The sequence below is a fragment of the Streptomyces sp. NPDC008086 genome (assembly GCF_042957325.1).
Taxonomy (GTDB): domain Bacteria; phylum Actinomycetota; class Actinomycetes; order Streptomycetales; family Streptomycetaceae; genus Streptomyces.
The window spans coordinates 40423-56735 of record NZ_JBIBIA010000001.1 but is presented as its reverse complement, the minus strand read 5'-3'; the positions used below and the strand labels follow the sequence as shown (position 1 = coordinate 56735).

The 16313-nt window shown below is 72.7% G+C and carries 13 protein-coding genes; 6 read left to right on the top strand and 7 right to left on the bottom strand.

Features of this window, described 5'->3' with window-relative positions; translation table 11 throughout:
- Positions 1 to 1938, bottom strand: coding sequence for a protein kinase (locus ACFZBP_RS00220; protein ID WP_391409090.1), 1938 nt, complete (start codon positions 1936 to 1938; stop codon positions 1 to 3).
- Between the two features lie 295 nt (positions 1939 to 2233).
- Here ACFZBP_RS00220 and ACFZBP_RS00215 point away from each other — a divergent pair, with 295 nt between their 5' ends.
- The 6 genes from ACFZBP_RS00215 (at position 2234) to ACFZBP_RS00190 (ending at position 9572) form a co-directional block, all read left to right on the top strand.
- Entirely contained in the window at positions 2234 to 3016 is a 783-nt protein-coding gene (locus ACFZBP_RS00215) for a polysaccharide lyase family 7 protein (RefSeq protein WP_383455140.1), read from the top strand.
- Positions 3017 to 3095: 79 nt separating this feature from the next.
- On the top strand, positions 3096 to 4178 hold the full coding sequence (locus ACFZBP_RS00210) for a protein kinase (RefSeq protein WP_391409089.1): 1083 nt from the start codon (positions 3096 to 3098) through the stop codon (positions 4176 to 4178).
- Between the two features lie 71 nt (positions 4179 to 4249).
- The gene (locus ACFZBP_RS00205; protein ID WP_391409088.1) at positions 4250 to 5470 is read left to right on the top strand and encodes a hypothetical protein; all 1221 of its coding nucleotides are present in this window, start codon (positions 4250 to 4252) and stop codon (positions 5468 to 5470) included.
- 39 nt (positions 5471 to 5509) lie between these two features.
- Positions 5510 to 6097 carry a hypothetical protein gene (locus ACFZBP_RS00200; RefSeq protein ID WP_391409087.1) on the top strand — a complete coding sequence of 196 codons (588 nt, stop codon included), beginning with the start codon at positions 5510 to 5512 and terminating at the stop codon, positions 6095 to 6097.
- A gap of 19 nt (positions 6098 to 6116) precedes the next feature.
- On the top strand, positions 6117 to 8615 hold the full coding sequence (locus ACFZBP_RS00195) for an Hsp70 family protein (RefSeq protein ID WP_391409086.1): 2499 nt from the start codon (positions 6117 to 6119) through the stop codon (positions 8613 to 8615).
- Between the two features lie 24 nt (positions 8616 to 8639).
- A complete protein-coding gene (locus ACFZBP_RS00190; protein ID WP_391409085.1) occupies positions 8640 to 9572 on the top strand; it encodes a hypothetical protein in 933 nt (310 codons plus the stop codon).
- Between the two features lie 34 nt (positions 9573 to 9606).
- Here ACFZBP_RS00190 and ACFZBP_RS00185 read toward each other — a convergent pair whose 3' ends face one another.
- The 6 genes from ACFZBP_RS00185 to ACFZBP_RS00160 form a co-directional block, all read right to left on the bottom strand.
- The gene (locus ACFZBP_RS00185; RefSeq protein WP_391409084.1) at positions 9607 to 10539 is read right to left on the bottom strand and encodes an ABC transporter permease subunit; all 933 of its coding nucleotides are present in this window, start codon (positions 10537 to 10539) and stop codon (positions 9607 to 9609) included.
- Entirely contained in the window at positions 10526 to 11323 is a 798-nt protein-coding gene (locus tag ACFZBP_RS00180) for an ATP-binding cassette domain-containing protein (RefSeq protein WP_391409083.1), read from the bottom strand. The genes ACFZBP_RS00185 and ACFZBP_RS00180 overlap by 14 nt, the downstream gene beginning before the upstream one ends.
- A gap of 48 nt (positions 11324 to 11371) precedes the next feature.
- A complete protein-coding gene (locus tag ACFZBP_RS00175) occupies positions 11372 to 12478 on the bottom strand; it encodes an aliphatic sulfonate ABC transporter substrate-binding protein (protein ID WP_391409081.1) in 1107 nt (368 codons plus the stop codon).
- Between the two features lie 152 nt (positions 12479 to 12630).
- Positions 12631 to 12732, bottom strand: coding sequence for a putative leader peptide (locus ACFZBP_RS00170; protein WP_383455114.1), 102 nt, complete (start codon positions 12730 to 12732; stop codon positions 12631 to 12633).
- 85 nt (positions 12733 to 12817) lie between these two features.
- Complete coding sequence (locus ACFZBP_RS00165) at positions 12818 to 14794, bottom strand: FAD/NAD(P)-binding protein (protein ID WP_391409080.1); 1977 nt, start codon at positions 14792 to 14794, stop codon at positions 12818 to 12820.
- Entirely contained in the window at positions 14791 to 15798 is a 1008-nt protein-coding gene (locus ACFZBP_RS00160) for an ABC transporter permease subunit (protein WP_391409079.1), read from the bottom strand. Before ACFZBP_RS00160 ends, ACFZBP_RS00165 begins: the two co-directional genes overlap by 4 nt.
- Between the last annotated feature and the right edge of the window lie 515 nt (positions 15799 to 16313).

Genomic DNA, 16313 nt, shown 5'->3' with positions numbered 1-16313 from the left:
TCAGCCGCGAAGCCTGCCGGCGGCGGAGGCCGCGAGGTCCCTGACCATCCCGCAGAGCTGGTCCGTGGGCCGCTTCCCGCCGACCTCCAGGCGCACCATCTCCGCCGCGGTCTCGGCGTCCTGGCCGCTGTACCTGCGGTACTCCACGAACGCCGCGCAGGTGTCCCCGTCGTCGCCCTTCTCGACGACGGTGCGGTGCCCGCCGAGGCTGAGGGGCGTGCCCTCCTCGGCCGACTTGGGCTGATCGCGGAAGAAGCTCACCTCCGCGTCCAGTTCGTCGACGTCGCTCGACCACTCGCAGCTCCAGTTCGCGACGCCGACCTCCGGCACGTCGACCTGGATCCCGGGAACGGCGGACAGCGCCTCGGCGTCGAGCAGTTCGCAGGCGTTCCGCCAGGCCAGCGAGGCCGGGGGGTAGGCGGGCGAACGGCGCTGGAGCGGGCCCCGGTCGAGGACCCCGGCCGCCGCCCGGGCGGCCTTGTCGGCGACCGTGCACAGGGTCGCGGTGCCGCCGACCACGGAACCCTTGCCCATGTTGACGCGGACCCCGACCAGGGTGTCACCGGAGTCGCCGTCGGCCGTCAGCAGCAGCTTGCACTCGTCGTCCTCGGCCCGCTCCTCGCGGATGCCGATCCGTCCCACGGTGCTGGAGGGCTTCGACCCCTCGGGCGGGGAGCCCTTGCGCAGGCTCACCGAGACGTCGATACGGGTCTTGTCGTCGACTCCCACGAGCACGTCGCAGCGGTCGAAGTTGCCGTAGTCCACGTCCACACGGATCTCCCCGTCGCCGAACTGCTCGAACGCGGCGGGGTCCGCCAGGGCGCACACGTCGGCCGTGTGCGGATCGCCGATCAGGGCCCGCGGCGCACCGTCCGAGGCACTCCCGTCGAGCCGGCTCCGGCTCTCACCGGGCTGCGGAGCGGCCTTGCCGTCGTCGTCGCCCTCCGGCAGGGCGACGAGCCCCACGGCCAGCGCGGCGGTGACGCCGAGTGCCGCGGCGACCAGCAGCGGCCGGCCGCGCCATCGCCCGCGCCCTCTGACCGGAGCGGTGGTGCCCGGGTCCCGGGAGGGCGCCGGCCCGGACCCGGCGACCTCCTCCAGGAGCCGCTTGACCTCGGCGGCCTCGGGGCGCTGCCGGGGATCGCGGCGCAGCATGGAGGTGAGCACCGGGTACAGCGGGCCGACGGCGGCGGCGTCCAGCTCGACGACACCCTGCTCGGCCTTCCAGTACCGCAGCCGCTCGGCCTCCTCCTCGGTCCCCGTCCCGGCCGGGGCGGCGTCGTCCACGGGGGCGCCACCGCGCGGCGGCGCGCCGGTGACCAGCGCACAGAGGGTGGCCGCCAGACAGAACACGTCCGAGGCGGGCCGTGGGACGTTGCCCCGGGCCAGCTCGGGGGCGGCGTAGTCGGGGGTGAAGCTGAACGGGCCGTTGACGGTGATGGTCTCGGCGCCGCCGACCCGGTAGGCGGCGCCGAAGTCCAGTAACTTCGCGGTGCCGTGCCGGGTCAGCCCGACGTTGGCGGGCTTGACGTCGCAGTGGACGATGCCCGCCTCGTGCAGGGCGGCCAGCGCGTCGGCGAGCTCGGCCCCGATCCGGGCCGCCCGCACGGGAGAGACCGTCGGCTGCCGGTCCAGGCCGCCGCCGGGGACGTACTCCATGACGAACCAGTACGTCTCCGGGCCGTCGCCCCCCTTCGGCGCGGTGATGACGTCGAACAGTGTCACGACATGCGGATGGTCGCGGAACTTGGCCATGGCGCGCGGCTCGCCCAGCAGCCGGCGCACCGCGGTCTCGCCCTCGCCGTCCGCCCGCTCGGGTTTGAGGGCGACGTCCTGGCCCACCACCGTGTCGTGGGCCAGCCACACATCGCCGCCCCGACCCGCGCCGATGACCTCCTTGAGGACATAGCGGTCGGCGAACTCGTCCCCGGAACGCACGGATCTTCCCCCTCGGTCGCATCCCGAACGCGGCACGGCCCAGAACCGCACGCGTGGATCGCATCGAACCTAACGCGTGGGGCGGACCGTACGCAGGGTCTACCCAGAGCCTTCATCAGTCGCACGCATGCGCAGGTGTCCCGGGTGTGCAGATGCGGTGGGACCACCGGTGTCGGGAGGGGGCCCGCCGATTTCCGGGAGGGGTCCCGGCGATCGCGCGTACCGTACGCGCGGCCCGAACCGCGCAGGGCTTTCACGGCACCCCCAGGCGACCCCGACAGAAAGGCACTTCTCCATGCCCAGCACCCGGACCCTCGTGGTGGCCGGTCTCACCGCGGCCCTCTCGACCGCCACGCTCACCCTGTCCACGCACGCCGGCGCGCAGACCCCGCCCGGGCGGGCGGCCGCCCGGTGCGCCCACCCCGCCGACGTCCTCGATCTGACGAACTGGAAGCTGACACTGCCCACCGGCGAGGACGAGGACCCCACCGAGATCACCCAGCCCGAGCTGGCGACCTTCTCCGCGAAACCCTGGTTCCGGGTGGAGGCCGGCTGTGACGCGGTGCGGTTCCGGGCCGCCGTCAACGGCGTGACGACCTCAGGCTCCAGCTACCCCCGCGCCGAACTGCGGGAGATGACCGACGGCGGCGCCGACGAGGCCGAGTGGTCCACCACCGAAGGCACCCACACCCTCGTGGTCCGCGAGGCGTTCACGGCCCTGCCCGAGGAACGGCCCTACCTGGTCGGCGCGCAGGTCCACGGCGGGGACGACGACGTCACCGTCTTCCGCCTCGAAGGCAGCAGCCTCTACATCACCGACGGCGACGACCGGCACGCCCACCTCGTCACCGACGACTACGAGCTCGGCACCGAGTTCGAGGCCCGGTTCGTGGCCCGGGACGGGGAGATCGACGTCTACTACAACGGCCGCCTGGAGACCACGGTCTCCCACGACGGCGACACCAACTACTTCAAGGCGGGCGCCTACACGCAGGCCAACTGCGACAACTCCGAGCCGTGCACCGACGACAACCACGGCGAGGTCCGCATCTCCCGCATCGAGGTCACCCACTCCTGACCGGCCGCCGGCGTCCGGGAGGGGTCCCGGGCGGAGCGTGGCACGGTGAGGCGACCTCAGGGGACGGAAGGGGCGGTGGATGACGGGGGACACGACGGGCGCGGGGAAGGCACTGCTGACCCGTGGGCAGCGGGTCAACTCCGCGCTCGTCGTGGACCGCAGGCTCGGCGAGGGCGCCTTCGCCGAGGTGTACCGGGTACGGCACCACATCCTCGGCTGGCAGGCGCTGAAGCTCTTCAAGCACGTGGCCTCGCTGGCGGCGACCTCCCGGATGTTCGACGAGGCCCGCATCCTCTCCACCCTGGGGCACCCCAACATCATCCGCGTCTTCGACGCGGGCACCGTGCAGACCTCCGAGGGGGTGCGCGGCTACATCACCATGGAGTACGTCGCCGGCGGCAGCCTGGAGCGGCTGATCGCCTCGCACTCGGGCGCCGTACCGGTCGGTGAGGCCACGGCCGTGCTGCGGCAGGCCGCCGAGGGACTCGCCGTCGCCCATGAGCGACAGCACCCCATCGTGCACCGCGACCTGTCGCTGGCCAACGTGCTCATCACCTACGACGAGTCCGGACTGCGGGTCAAGGTCAGCGACTTCGGGCTGGCCAAGGAGACCGACCCGGGCACGAGGGCCGCCAGCGCCCAGGGGACCGTCGCCTACATGCCGCCGGAGGTGCTGCGCCGGGGCACGGGCTACTCGTGCGCCGGGGACGTCTGGGCGCTCGGCACCATCGCGTACTTCCTGCTCACCGACCACTTCCCGTACGACGGCGGCGACCCGGTGCAGTCCTTCTCGCTGGAGCGGTTCAGTCGGCCGCTGCCACCGCCGAGCTCCTTCAACGACGACGTCGGGCCCGCACTGGACCGGCTCGTCCTGGACATGCTGCGCACCGACCCGACGGACCGGCCCGCCACCGCCAGGGCGGTCGCCGAACGCGCGGAGACCCTGCGGGCGGCAGAGGGGCCGCGGTCGTCCCGGCAGGGGCCGGCGGTGGTGGAGCGGTCCGTCGAGGAGCTGGTGCGGGCGGCCATCGCGCTCTCCCGGATGCCGGGCCGGCTCGCCGACGCGGCCAACCAGCTGGAGGAGGCCGTCAGCCGCCATCCCCGGCTCCGGGAGCGGCACATGGCGCGGCTGATGACGTGGCGCCGAGGGGTGGTCATGTGAGGGGCGGCCCGGCGCACGAGACGCGGACGTACCAGCGGCGGACGTCTGCACGGCGGACGTATGGAGAGGCGATGGACAAGACGACCACGGGCGGCCGGGCGGGCGAGCCGTCCGCCGCTCGCAGCGGCACCGGCAGCCTGTCCCGCTGCACCGACCTGGCCGGGACGCGGCTGTACCGCGACAACGCCTTCGCCGTCACCGGCCTCCCCGCGAACGCGCGAGGACGGGCCGTACGGCAGCACCGACAGCGCCTCGACGCGCGGCTCGCGGTGCGGGACACGCTGCCCCCGGACCCCGACTCCCCGCTCGTGGGCGGGCCCCGCAAGGAGGAGGTCCGGGCCGCGTTCGAGGAGTTCCAGGACCCGCGGCGACGGCTGGTGGACGAGCTGCTGTGGCGGTGGGGTGACGCCGACCTGAAGTGCGGCTGCCCCCGCGCCCTGCACGAGGAGCACGACGACGCGGTGCGCTTCCACGCCATGGCGCTGGAGGCGGAGGCCGGCCGGGGCAGCGCCACCGCGGAGGGACGGGACACGCTGTGGCGGGGCGCGGCGAGCGGCTGGGGACTGCTGCTGGGGCGGCCGGAGTTCCGGCAGCACATCGCCCGCCGGATCGAGGACCTGGACGACCCTCGGCTGGGCGGGCACACCGCCGACACCTTCCTCGCCGCGCTGCCCGCCCTGCTCGTCTCCCCGCTCCGGGAACTCGCCGCCGACGCCGACTTCCGGCCCCGGCTCGCCGGGGTCTGCGCGGCCTGGTCGGAACACGAGGTGTTCGCGGGGCTCTTCACCCCGCTGTTCGAGGAGACCGTGGAGGACACGGTCGAGCAGATCACCGAGGGCCTGCTCGCCGCCAAGCGGCAACAGGAGGCCGGACGGTACGACGACGCGGTCCTGACCCTGCGCGAGCGGGTCCTGCCCACGTTCGAACGGCTCGGGGAGTTCCGGGCGTTCGTCTCGGAGTGGCGGTACGAGGAGGTCGCGCACGTCGTCGCCGTGGGCCTGAACAACCTCGCCGTGGCCCTCGCGGACCACCACCTGCACCGGAGGCCGACCGCCCGGCAGCGGCAGACGATGGTCGAGCTCACGGAGGCGGCGTACGAGATCGCCCCCGACCGCGACATCCAGGGCATCGAGGCCAACTGGGACGCCATCCACTCCCAGTTCGGGCAGCACGCCCGGGACGTCGAGGCCGGGGGTTCCCAAGACGTGTGGGGCGGCCTGCGGCTGGGCTGTCTCCTCGTTCTGCTCGTCATGGTGCTGCCCGCCCTGATCGCCTACCTGGCCAACCGCTGAGTCACCGGTGCCATGACCACGGCACAGAAGGAGGAACCCATGCAGCGCCCCGTGGCACCCCAAGCACGGGAATTCCTACGCCAGTTGAGGCAGCCACGGCAGTTCCGCATCCCCCGCCCGCCGCTGGACCCCGCCCAGGCCGAGTGGATCGCCGCGGTGCTCGACGAGGTGGCGGCGGCCGAGGCCCTCGCCGAACAGGCCCGTGCCCCGCGGGGCGCCGGGACCGACGCGCTGCTCGGGGCCGCCGTCGGCATCTGGCGTGCCCTGCGCAAACTCGACCGGCAGAGCGGCGCCCTCTCGGCGGCCGACCTGCGACAGGTGCGCCGCCAGGTCCACGCGAGCCGCCAGGCGCTCGCCGACGACGGGCTGGAGATCCAGGAGCACGACGGCATGCCCTTCGACTCCGGCCAGTCCCTGGAGGCCCTGGTGTTCCAGGACGAGCCGGGACTGGACCGTGAGGTCGTCCTGGAGACCGTACGGCCCTCGGTCTACTTCCGCGGCGAACGCATCCAGATGGGCCAGGTCATCGTCGGCCGCCCCGCGCCCGACCACCCAACGGCCCCCGAGGACGGACCCGTACCCGAGGACACACCGGTCCCCGAGCAGTCCCCGGCCCCCGGCACCTGAACGACCAAGGAGACCGACCATGCGCGAGACCATCGACTTCGGCATCGACCTCGGCACCACCAACAGCGCCATCGCGGTGGCGGAGGACGACGGTGTCCGGGTCGTCAAGAACAACGACGGCTGGGAGTTCACGCCCTCCGCCGTGTGGATCCCCAAGGAGGGGGTGGTCCACGTGGGACGGCGGGCCCGCGAGCGCACGGAGAGCGATCCCGACAACGCGTACGCCGAGTTCAAGCTGGAGATGGGAGCGGCCGGCGCCCACCGCCTCTTCCACCGCACCGGCGCGTCGCTGACGCCCGAGGAACTCTCCGCCGAAGTGCTCAAGTCCCTGCGGCAGGACGCCGCCCACGAGTACGGGTACCAGCCGGAGGCGGCCGTGATCACCGTCCCGGCCTCCTTCGCCCTGAACCAGAACAACGCCACCAGCTCGGCCGCCGCCCTCGCCGGGCTCGGCGAGCAGTGTCCGCTGGTGCAGGAGCCGACGGCCGCCGCGATCGCGTACGGCGTGCAGGACGCCTCCGAATCCGCCCACTGGATGGTGTTCGACCTGGGCGGCGGCACCTTCGACGCGGCCCTGATGAGCAAGCGCGACGGCGAGCTGCAGCTGATCCAGCACGCGGGCGACCCCTACCTCGGCGGCAAGCTCATCGACTGGGCCCTCGTCGACGACCTCCTGGCCCCCGCCGTCCGCGCCGACCTGGGACTGGCCGACTTCACCCGCAACAGCCCGCGCTGGCGCAAGAACTTCGCCAAGCTCAAGCTGGAGGCGGAGAACGCCAAGATCGCCCTGTCCCGCACGGACTCCGTCGAGATCTCCGTCGACCTGGACGACGGCAGCGGCGGCATCGAGCCCTTCGAGTACGTCCTGACCCGCGGCGCCCTCGACGACCTCGCCCTGCCCTTCTACACCCGTGCCGTCCGGCTCTGCCGCGACGCCCTCGCCCAGAGCGCGCTGCGGCCCGACCACATCGACCGGCTGCTCCTGGTCGGCGGTGCCACCCTCAGCCCCGGCCTGCGCGAACTCCTCGCCGACCCTGTCGAGGGACCCGGCATCCCCCTGGACCACAGCCAGGACCCCACCACCGTGGTCGCGCGCGGAGCCGCCGTGTTCGCCCGCACCGTCCGGCTGCCGAGGAAGCCGCAGAAGGCGGCGCAGGGCGAGTTCGCGATCGAGCTCCACTATCCGGCGCAGTCCGTCGACACCACCGGCATCCCCGTCTCCGGCAAGGTGAGCAGCGGCAGCGCGGTCGACTGGACCAGGTTCGCCGTCACCCTCAGCAATCCCGACGGCCGGCCGCCGTTTCGTGGACCGCTCACCGAGATCGGCGCGGACGGCACCTTCTACACCGAGGTGGCCATCGACGCCGACACCCGCTCCCGGTTCACCGTGGAGCTCACCGACACCTCCGGCACCCGGCGCAAGCTCGCGGGCGACACCTTCTCCATCACCCACGCGGCCGTCCTCCCCGGCGACGCCGTGCTCACCGGCACCCTCGGCATCGGCAAGGCCGACGGCTCCTTCGACCCGGTGCTCCGCAAGGGCACCACCCTGCCGGCCCAGGTCACCAAGCCCTACCGCACGACCATCCCGCTGCGCCGCGCCCAGCCGGACGCCGTCATCCGCATCCCCCTGCTGGAGGGGGAGCGCAGGCGGGCCGACCGCAACACCCGGGTCGGACTCATCGAGATCCGTCCGCGCGACATCCGCATCGACCTGCCCGCCCAGAGCGAGGTCGAGGTGACGTTCGAGATCCAGGCGAGCAACCGCGAGGTCCTCGTCACCGCCGACATCCCCCTGCTGGAGCAGCAGTTCGAGGCGACGATCAACCGCTCCGAGCTGCTGGCACCCGAGCACGACGAGCTGGTGGACCGTCTGCACGACCTGGAACAGCGGGTACGCCTCCTGCAGGACCAGGCCGAGGACGTGTACTCCGACCAGGCGCGGGAGCAACTGGCCGACCTCGCCGAGCAGAAGACCATCCCCCAGCTCCGCAAGGAGGTCGACGCGGCCGCCGTCGACACCGGTGCCGCCGTCACCAGCGAGCGCCGCATCCGCGACGTGGAGGCCCAGCTCGACGACATCGAGCAGGCGATCGAGATCCCCGGACTGCAACGCGAGCTGTGGGATCTGCTCAGCGCCTGCGAGGACGTCATGGAACAGACCGGCGGCGGCCCCACGGACCGCCGGGAGCTGCAGAACATGCGCGACCGGGCCGGCTCGCTCGGCGACGACGCCACTCCCGCGGACCTGCGGCGGCTCGTCAAGCGGGCCGGGGAGTTCCACGTGGAGCTGCTGCGCCGTACCGACCAGTGGGAGTACGTGGTCTTCCACGCACTGGTCGAGATGCGGGACGACATGTTCTCCCGGGCGCAGGCGGACGCCGCGATCCTGGAGGGCCGCCGGGCCGTCGCCGCGGGGAACCGCCGAGCCCTCGCCGGGGTCAACGAGCGGCTGCGCCGGCTGCTGCCGCCGGGGGCCGCCGAGGAGGCCGAGCGGATGTCCGGTGGCATCAACTAGCCGGACCGAGAAGAGGAGTTGACGGTGTCCGCATCACCCACCCCGGTCCGGCGAGCCGACGAGCTCCGGGTCGTCCTGCTCGTCTCACGTGCTCGTGCGGCGGCCCGCTCCGGTGACCTGGACGGCGCGCTGCGGCTGCTGGACGAGGCCGACGATCCCGCCCTCGCCGGCCATCGCGACGTACTCGACCTGCTCGCCCGGGTGCACGCCCAGCGGGGCGAGCCGGCCCGGGCGGCGGAGTACTGGCGCAGGGTCCAGGAGCAGCAGCCGCGGGACCCGGCGGCGTCGGCGGGGCTGGCCAGGCTCGACCGGCTCGGCCGACGTGGCCCCCGCGCGGCGCTCGCCCGGCACCGCGCCGGCACCGCACTGGCCGCCGCGGTCTGCGCGGTGGCCGCGATCACGGCCGGCACGGTCGTCCTCACCGACGACGCGGACGGGCCACCCGAGCGATCGGCCCCGTCGCTCACCGACCGGGCAGAACGACTTGCCCAGCGCCTCGACGCCGAGCATCGGGCGCGGCAGGAACAGGAACGGGCCCGCGCTTCGGCCCGCCGCGCGGACGCGGTGGCGGCGCTGGCCCGCGAGCTGCGCGCACCGGGCGTCGACGCGGCCGTGCGCGGGGACGCGGTGGAAGTCACCTTCACCGACGGGCTCTTCGCGGAGGCCGACCGGCTCACTCCGGTCGGCGCCGACCGGCTCGCCGTCCTGGGCGGCCGTCTCGCGGGACGGCAGGCCGACGTCGAGATCCTCGGCCACACCGCCGCCGTCCCCGGCGCCCCGGACAGCGGCGGCTCCGTCCTCGCCCTGTGGCGTGCGCTCGTCGCCGCACGCGAGTTGAGCGCCGCCAGCGGCAGGCCACTGACGGCGTTCACGACGGCGAGCGCGGATCAGCAGGACGCGCCGTACCCGGGCCTCGCGCGGAACCGGACGGTCACGGTGCTGGTCACGCCCGATTGACCGGACGGTGACGCGGCGACGGAACGCCGCACGCTCAGCGGGTGACCAGCAGTCCCCGGCCCCGCAGTACCTTCCGCTCCAGCGGACTGAAGATCAGCAGGTCGATGGCGATACCGACGAGCAGGATCAGGAAGATGGCGAGGAAGACCTGGGACATGCTGCTGTTGGTGCGCCCCTGCTCCAGCAACTGCCCCAGCCCGATGCCCAGGTCGGGCGAGGTGGCGATGATCTCGGCGGCCATCAGGGACCGCCAGGAGAAGGCCCAGCCCTGCTTGAGGCCCGCCAGATAGCCGGGCAGCGCGGCCGGCATCACGATATGCCGGGCCTCGCGCAGACCGGTCGCGCCCAGCGTGCGGCCGGCGCGCAGGAACAGCGGGGGGATCTGGTCGATGCCGGAGACGAGGCCGTTGGCGACGGAGGGGACCGCGCCGAGCAGGATCACCGCGTACATCATCGAGTCGTTGAGGCCCAGCCAGATCACGGCCGGCGGTACCCAGGCCACCGACGGGAGCGACTGGAGGCCGGAGAGGATGGGGCCGATGGCCGCGCGGACGAACCTCACCCGGGCGACCAGCAGGCCGAGCGGCGTGCCGATCGCGAGCGCCAGCAGGAAGCCCATCAGGCCGCGGGAGACGGACGTCCAGATGTAGTCGAAGAGCGTGCCCTGCAGCCAGGACTGGCGCACCTCGCCCCACACGTCGGACGGCGAGGGCAGCTTGTAGTCGGGCGCGACCTCGGCCCACACCAGCAGCTGCCAGACCGCCAGCACCAGCGCGACGGCGACGACCGGCGGCAGCACCTTGCGGACCAGGGTCTCGCGCAGCGGCGTACGGCCGACCTGCACCGAGTCCAGGGCGTCGAGCCCGGCCTCCAGCCCCGCCAGATCGTCCTGCGCGGCCCCGGCCGCCGGGGAGCCCTTCTTCGTGACGTCGACCTCGATGTCGACGCCGTTGTCAGTGCTGGCCATGGCGGCGGATCTCCCCACGCAGTTCTTCGGTGATCTCGACGGACAACTCGGCGACCTCGGCGTCCTCGATTCGGCGCGGCTGCGGGATGCCGACCGTCCACTCCCGGGCGATGCGGCCCGGGCGGGACGACAGCAGCACGACCCGCTGGGCGAGCCGCACCGCCTCGCGCACGTTATGGGTGACGAACAGCACCGACAGGCCCGTCTCCCGCCAGATCCGGGTCAGTTCGTCGTGCAGCACGTCGCGCGTGATCGCGTCCAGCGCCGCGAACGGCTCGTCCATCAGCAGCAGCCGGCTGTCCTGAGCCAGGGCGCGGGCCAGCGCGACCCGCTGCCGCATACCGCCGGACAGCTCGTGCACCCGCTTGCCGTACGCGCCCTTCAGCCGGACCAGTTCGAGCAGCCGCTCCGCCTCGGGCCGGCGCTCGGCCTTGGGTACGCCCCTGAGCTTGAGGGCGAGTTCGATGTTCTTGCCCGCGGTCAGCCACGGGAACAGGGCGTGCTCCTGGAACATCAGGGCGGGCCGGCCGTCCGTACCGATCGTGCCGGCGGACGGCCGGTCCAGCCCCGCGACCAGGTTGAGCAAGGTGGACTTGCCGCAGCCGGACGCCCCGAGGAGGGTGACGAACTCGCCGGGCGCGACATCGAGCGTGATGTCGTCCAGGACGAGCTGCCGGCCCGCGGGGCCGGCGAAGGACTTCGAGACATGCTCGATCCGGGCGGCGTACGTCGCCGTCTTGGCGTGCTCGGCGACCTCGGCGGTCGTGGCCGTCGGAGTGGCCATGGTCGTCACCTCCTGGGGAACGTCGGGTGCGGGGTGTGGGCGGGGGTGTTACCCGACGCCGAGACCGGCGTCGTCGACCTCGTCCTTGCCCTCGGCCTTGAGGACCTTGTTGAGCGGCGCGAGGTCGTAGATGCCCTTGAGGTCGGGCTTCTCCAGCAGGCCGGCCTGGACCGCGTGGTCCGCCTCGGTGTCGAGGGTCGCGGCCAGCGGGTCGTCCAGGAAGGTGATCGACTTCCAGGCCGGGTCGATGACGTCGGCGGGCAGCGCCTTGCCGGAGAGCTGCTCCAAGGCCTTGTTCGCGGCGGCCTTGGCCTTGTCCGGGTTGGCGTTGATCCACGCGTTGGTCTTCACCGAACCGCGCAGCACGGCCTCGACGACGTCCGGGTGCTCCTTCAGGAAGTCCTGCCGCACGATGATGTTCGTGATCACGAACTTCTTGTCGGGCCACAGGTCGGCCTCGTCGAGGAGCACCTTGGCCCCCTCGGCGACCAGCTTGGACGCGGTCGGCTCCGGCACCCACGCGCCGTCGATCGAACCGGACTTGTAGGCGTCCGGGGTGATCTTGTTGTCGGTGCGGATGACCGAGACGTCACCCTTGCCGCTCTCCGCGTCGACCTTCCAGCCCTGCTCGGAGATCCAGTTGAGCAGCGCCACGTCCTGGGTGTTGCCGAGCTGCGGGGTGGCGATCCTCTTGCCCTTGACGTCCTTCAGGGACTTGATCTTCTCCGGGTTGACGACGAGCTTCACGCCGCCCGAGGCCGAACCGGAGACGATCCGCAGGTTGGTGCCGTCCGCCTTGGTGTAGCCGTTGATGGCGGGGGAGGGGCCGATCCAGCCGATGTCGATCGACTTGGAGTTCAGCGCCTCGATCTCCGACGGCCCCGCGTTGAACGTGGACGGCTTGATCGTGGTGCCGCCGAGCTCCTTCTGGAACAGGCCCTCCTGGACGCCCACCAAAGCGGTGGCGTGCGTGAGGTTGGGGAAGTAGCCGATCTTCACCTCGTCGGCGGAGAGCTTCTTGGCGTCCGCCGCGACCTCGGCCTGCTTGCCGTCGTCGGTGGACTCGGCGCCGTAGCCGCAGGCGGTCAGCAGCAGGGGGAGCGCCGTGATGACGGCGAGGGTGCGCAGGGTGGTGAGCGGTCTTGCGGCAGACACGGAGGTGTCCTCTCACGGAAAGGGTGATCAGGGAGGTACGGCAGGGGGCGTGAAGCCCGCGGGTGCGCACCGGCACACCACTCGCCCGCCGTCCCGGTGGGACAGCAGGGGGCGTAGCGGTGTGGGGGGACGGCCGGGAGGCGCGGAGGGACTCAGACGAGCCGACAGATGGCGCTGGCCGTCCGGCCGAAGTCGATGTGGCGGCGTGTGGTCAGGAGGGGCGACAACGGGTCCGTGTGGTCGCGCGTGCTCATGGCCACCCCACCCCACCGATTCCTAGTTTTCCTACCTGGTTGATAGGGATCGTGGCAGAACCGAGCCGCTACCCCAAGAGGCTTTTCATATAATGGACACTTCCTTCTCGTCATTCGAGAAGCCCCAGCTCACGTGCCCGGCGCCAACGGCGCGCAGAACCGCGCGCGCCACCGCGTCGTTCTGGCGGAAGGCGGGCGCGTCGGTGCGGGGGCGGGCGAAGGCGGCCACGGCCCGGCTGTTGGTCGGGGCGCCGAGCGCGATACGGCGTGGATGCGTGCCGCCGACGGACGGGTCGAGGAGGTGGCCGTCCGTGGGGGAGACGGCGAGCAGTCCGGAGCGGTGGGTGTGGGTGGCGTCGGCGATGACCTCCTCGGTGAGGGCGCCCGACCGGTGCAGCTCGCGCAGGAGGGGGTCCTCGGTGCGGTCGAGGGAGGCGGCGGGCAGATACGCCTCGATCAGCGCGGGCGCGTGCACGGTGTGGCCGGGGACGGTGGGGCTGGTCGCGGTGAAGGTGCCGGTGGTCTCGTCGGTGCCGATCCGGATGCCGGCGCCGAGGAAGCGGACGACGCCCGCCCGGGACAGGGCCAGCAGCTGGCGCAGTCGGAAGCCGGGCGGCCCGGACGCCAGGAAGCTGAAGAAGCCCTGCCACCAGCCGTCGAGCTGCTCGGCGACGGACCGAGCGGTCAGCCGCCCCGCCGCGACCAGCCGGGGCAGCTGCCCGTACAGCGAGAGCAGGGCGAGGAACGCCCCGAGGTCGGCGCTGAACCCCGGATCCTCGCGCCGGGTCACGTCCCGGGCGACGTGGTCGCGCAGATGCTCCTGGAAGGCGTCCGGGCCGGGGAAGGAGAGGCCGTCCAGGGGGTGGTCCAGGGCCTCGAGGTCCAGCCGGTCCGCCGGGTCCGGTACGGCCCCGGCGACGAGGACCGTCATCTCGGCGCCGTACCAGTCCAGTCGGTCGTACGCGGCGGCGAAGTCCGGCCAGGGCAGGGCGGTGCGCCCGGGGTGGGCGTGGAAGAGCTCGTGGTAGTGGCCGAAGCCGATCTCCTTGGCCATCAGCGGCCACACGTCGCGCCGCAGATCCAGCGGGCGGCCCCCGGCGAGCAGCCCGTCGACCGCCTCGGGGCCGAAGTACCGGGGCAGCGGGGGCCGCGGCCCCTGGAGCCGGTAGCGGGTCTTGGAGTGGTACGGCACCCCGCGCCTCGATCCGACGTGCAGGACGGGCTCGCGGCCGGACGGCAGGTAGGTGAGGGTGCCGTCCGGCTCGGTGCGGTAGGTGCCGCCGCGGCCCTCGGTGAGCAGGGACATCAGGTCGATGAAGGCGAGCCCGAAGCCGCGCAGGATGACGTGTTCGCCGGGGCGCAGCGCGGACAGGTCGGCGTCGGCGGAGAACTCCGGCGGGAGATGGAAGCGGCCGTGCCGGCGGGCGAAGGCGGCGTGGTCGCGGTGCTCGGCGGCGGGGAGCGAGCCGATGTGCCCCTGGGCGAGGACCACCAGGTCGGCGGTGAGCGGGGTGGCGCGGTCGGCCAGGTGGACCTGCTGGGGGCCGTCGGCAGGGCCGGTGACGGCGGTCGCCGTGGTGCGGTGCCACTCGACGGTGACGGTGGGCGGCAGTTCGGCCAGCGCCCTGCGGAACACCCAGTCCAGGTAGGCACTCTGGGCGCGGCGGGTGGGGAAGTCGCTCCCGGCCAGCGAGCGCAGCTCGGCGAGCACGTCCGGGTCGGCCGGTTCGACGTAGGGCGTGTGGCGCGGGCCCCGGCCGGAGAACTGGGCCGCCCACTCGGCGAGCGAGGGGCCCGGCCGTACCGGGCCGTCGATGGTGGACGACTCGTCGGTGAACATCGTGACGTCCTCGGCCATCGAGTTCATCCGTAGCAGCCCCGACTGCTCGTTCCGCCAGACGCGCCCCGGCCCCGGCGGGTGCGGGTCCACCAGATGGATCCGCAACTCCCGCCGCCCGTCCCAGAGTTCGGGCGCGTTGGCGGCGATCCGCTCCAGCAGCCCCGTGGCCCGCGGGCCCGCGCCGACGACGACCAGCACGGCCGTGGAAGGGCGGCCGCTCACCGGTCGCCGCCGATCGCCGGGCGGGCGTCGGACGCCGTCGCCGCCCGCAAGCGGAGGCGTACGGCGGTCAGGTGGCCGCGCAGCCGCCGCAGCGGAGTGGGCGGCAGGGCACGGGAGTTGCCGCGGGCGTAGTACCGCTCGACGTAGAACTGGCCGGCGCTCAGCACCGTGGTCACGGCGATGTACCACAGCGTGGCGACCATCAGCAGTGGGATCACCTGGTACGTCTGGTTGTAGATCAGCTGCACCGAGTACAGCAGGTCGTGCACGGCCAGCACGCTGACGATGCTGGTGCCCTTCAGGGTGCCGATCAGCATGTTCCCGGCGGTCGGCACGATGGAGCGCATCGCCTGCGGGACGACGATCCGGCGCAGGGCGCGGCGTCTGCTCAGGCCGAGTGCCTGGGCGGCCTCGGTCTGCCCGGCGTCCACGGAGAGGATGCCGCCGCGGACGACCTCGGCGGCGTAGGCCGACTCGTGCAGGGTCAGGCCGATCACGGCGGTGAGGGTCGGGCCGAGCAGGTTGACCGTCCTGACGGTGAGGAACTCCGGGCCGAACGGGATGCCGAGGCCCAGCGTCGGGTACAGGGCGCCGATGTTGAACCAGAACAGCAGCTGCACCAGCAGCGGCGTGGACCGGAAGACCCACACATAGCCCCAACTCAGCGTGCGCAGCACCGGGTTGGCGGAGAGCCGCATGACCGCGAGCACGGTACCGAGCAGAAAGCCGAGCACCATCACGACCGCGGTCAGCCACAGCGAGAGCAGCAGTCCGTCGAGCACGGCCGCGGTGGTGAAGTACCGGCCCACCACGTCCCATTGGAACGCCTCGTTGCGGACCACGGAGTTGAGCACCATCGCGAAGAGCAGCAGGGCGACGGCGGCGGTCAGCCACCGGCCGGCGTGCCGGCGTGGCACGATCCGGGGCAGGTCGGGGGCCGGGGTGTCGGGTGCCCGCGGGGTCTTCGCGACAGGCGTGGAGGTGACTTCGGGCGGCGTGACCATGAGGAGGCTCTCCGGGGGAGGGAACGCGGACGTGGGTGACCCGGGGCAGCGCGGTGCGGCCGGGCTTCGGTGTCGTCACGCCGCCGCGTCCCTCAACGCGGCCGGAGAGGCTGCCGCGCGGTGCGGAGCCGGTCCGCCTTCGATCGTATGTGCCCATGACGTCGATGTGTCAACAGCGCGCCGTGCGACGCCGGTCGTGGCGGTCCGGTATCCGGGGCTCGCTTGACGGGAGCCGGGATGTCCTGCTCAATTGGTCGCATGAATGCCCAGCAGCGCTTGGTCACGCGCGATCACATCGACTTCGGTCGGGTGTGGTCCGCGGCGTGTTGCGTCTGACTCGGCAGCGGGCCGTCTGACCGGCCCTTCCCTCCCTCGGTGACCCCGTCGCGGGCCGACCTCTCCCTTCGCGCGCTGCCGCCGCACTCCCTTCTTCTCCCCTCGACGCCCGGCGTCGTCACGCCCGCACCAGAGCCGTCAGCCGTCGACTGACGGATCGTCATTCATGCCTGTGCGCA

Bases quoted from the DNA above. Each gene is read 5' to 3' on its own strand.
- ACFZBP_RS00215 (WP_383455140.1), top strand. From the start codon at position 2,234: ATGCCCAGCACCCGGACCCTCGTGGTGGCCGGTCTCACCGCGGCCCTC.
- ACFZBP_RS00210 (WP_391409089.1), top strand. From the start codon at position 3,096: ATGACGGGGGACACGACGGGCGCGGGGAAGGCACTGCTGACCCGTGGG.
- ACFZBP_RS00205 (WP_391409088.1), top strand. From the start codon at position 4,250: ATGGACAAGACGACCACGGGCGGCCGGGCGGGCGAGCCGTCCGCCGCT.
- ACFZBP_RS00200 (WP_391409087.1), top strand. From the start codon at position 5,510: ATGCAGCGCCCCGTGGCACCCCAAGCACGGGAATTCCTACGCCAGTTG.
- ACFZBP_RS00195 (WP_391409086.1), top strand. From the start codon at position 6,117: ATGCGCGAGACCATCGACTTCGGCATCGACCTCGGCACCACCAACAGC.
- ACFZBP_RS00185 (WP_391409084.1), bottom strand. From the start codon at position 10,539: ATGGCCAGCACTGACAACGGCGTCGACATCGAGGTCGACGTCACGAAG.
- ACFZBP_RS00180 (WP_391409083.1), bottom strand. From the start codon at position 11,323: ATGGCCACTCCGACGGCCACGACCGCCGAGGTCGCCGAGCACGCCAAG.
- ACFZBP_RS00170 (WP_383455114.1), bottom strand. From the start codon at position 12,732: ATGAGCACGCGCGACCACACGGACCCGTTGTCGCCCCTCCTGACCACA.
- ACFZBP_RS00160 (WP_391409079.1), bottom strand. From the start codon at position 15,798: ATGGTCACGCCGCCCGAAGTCACCTCCACGCCTGTCGCGAAGACCCCG.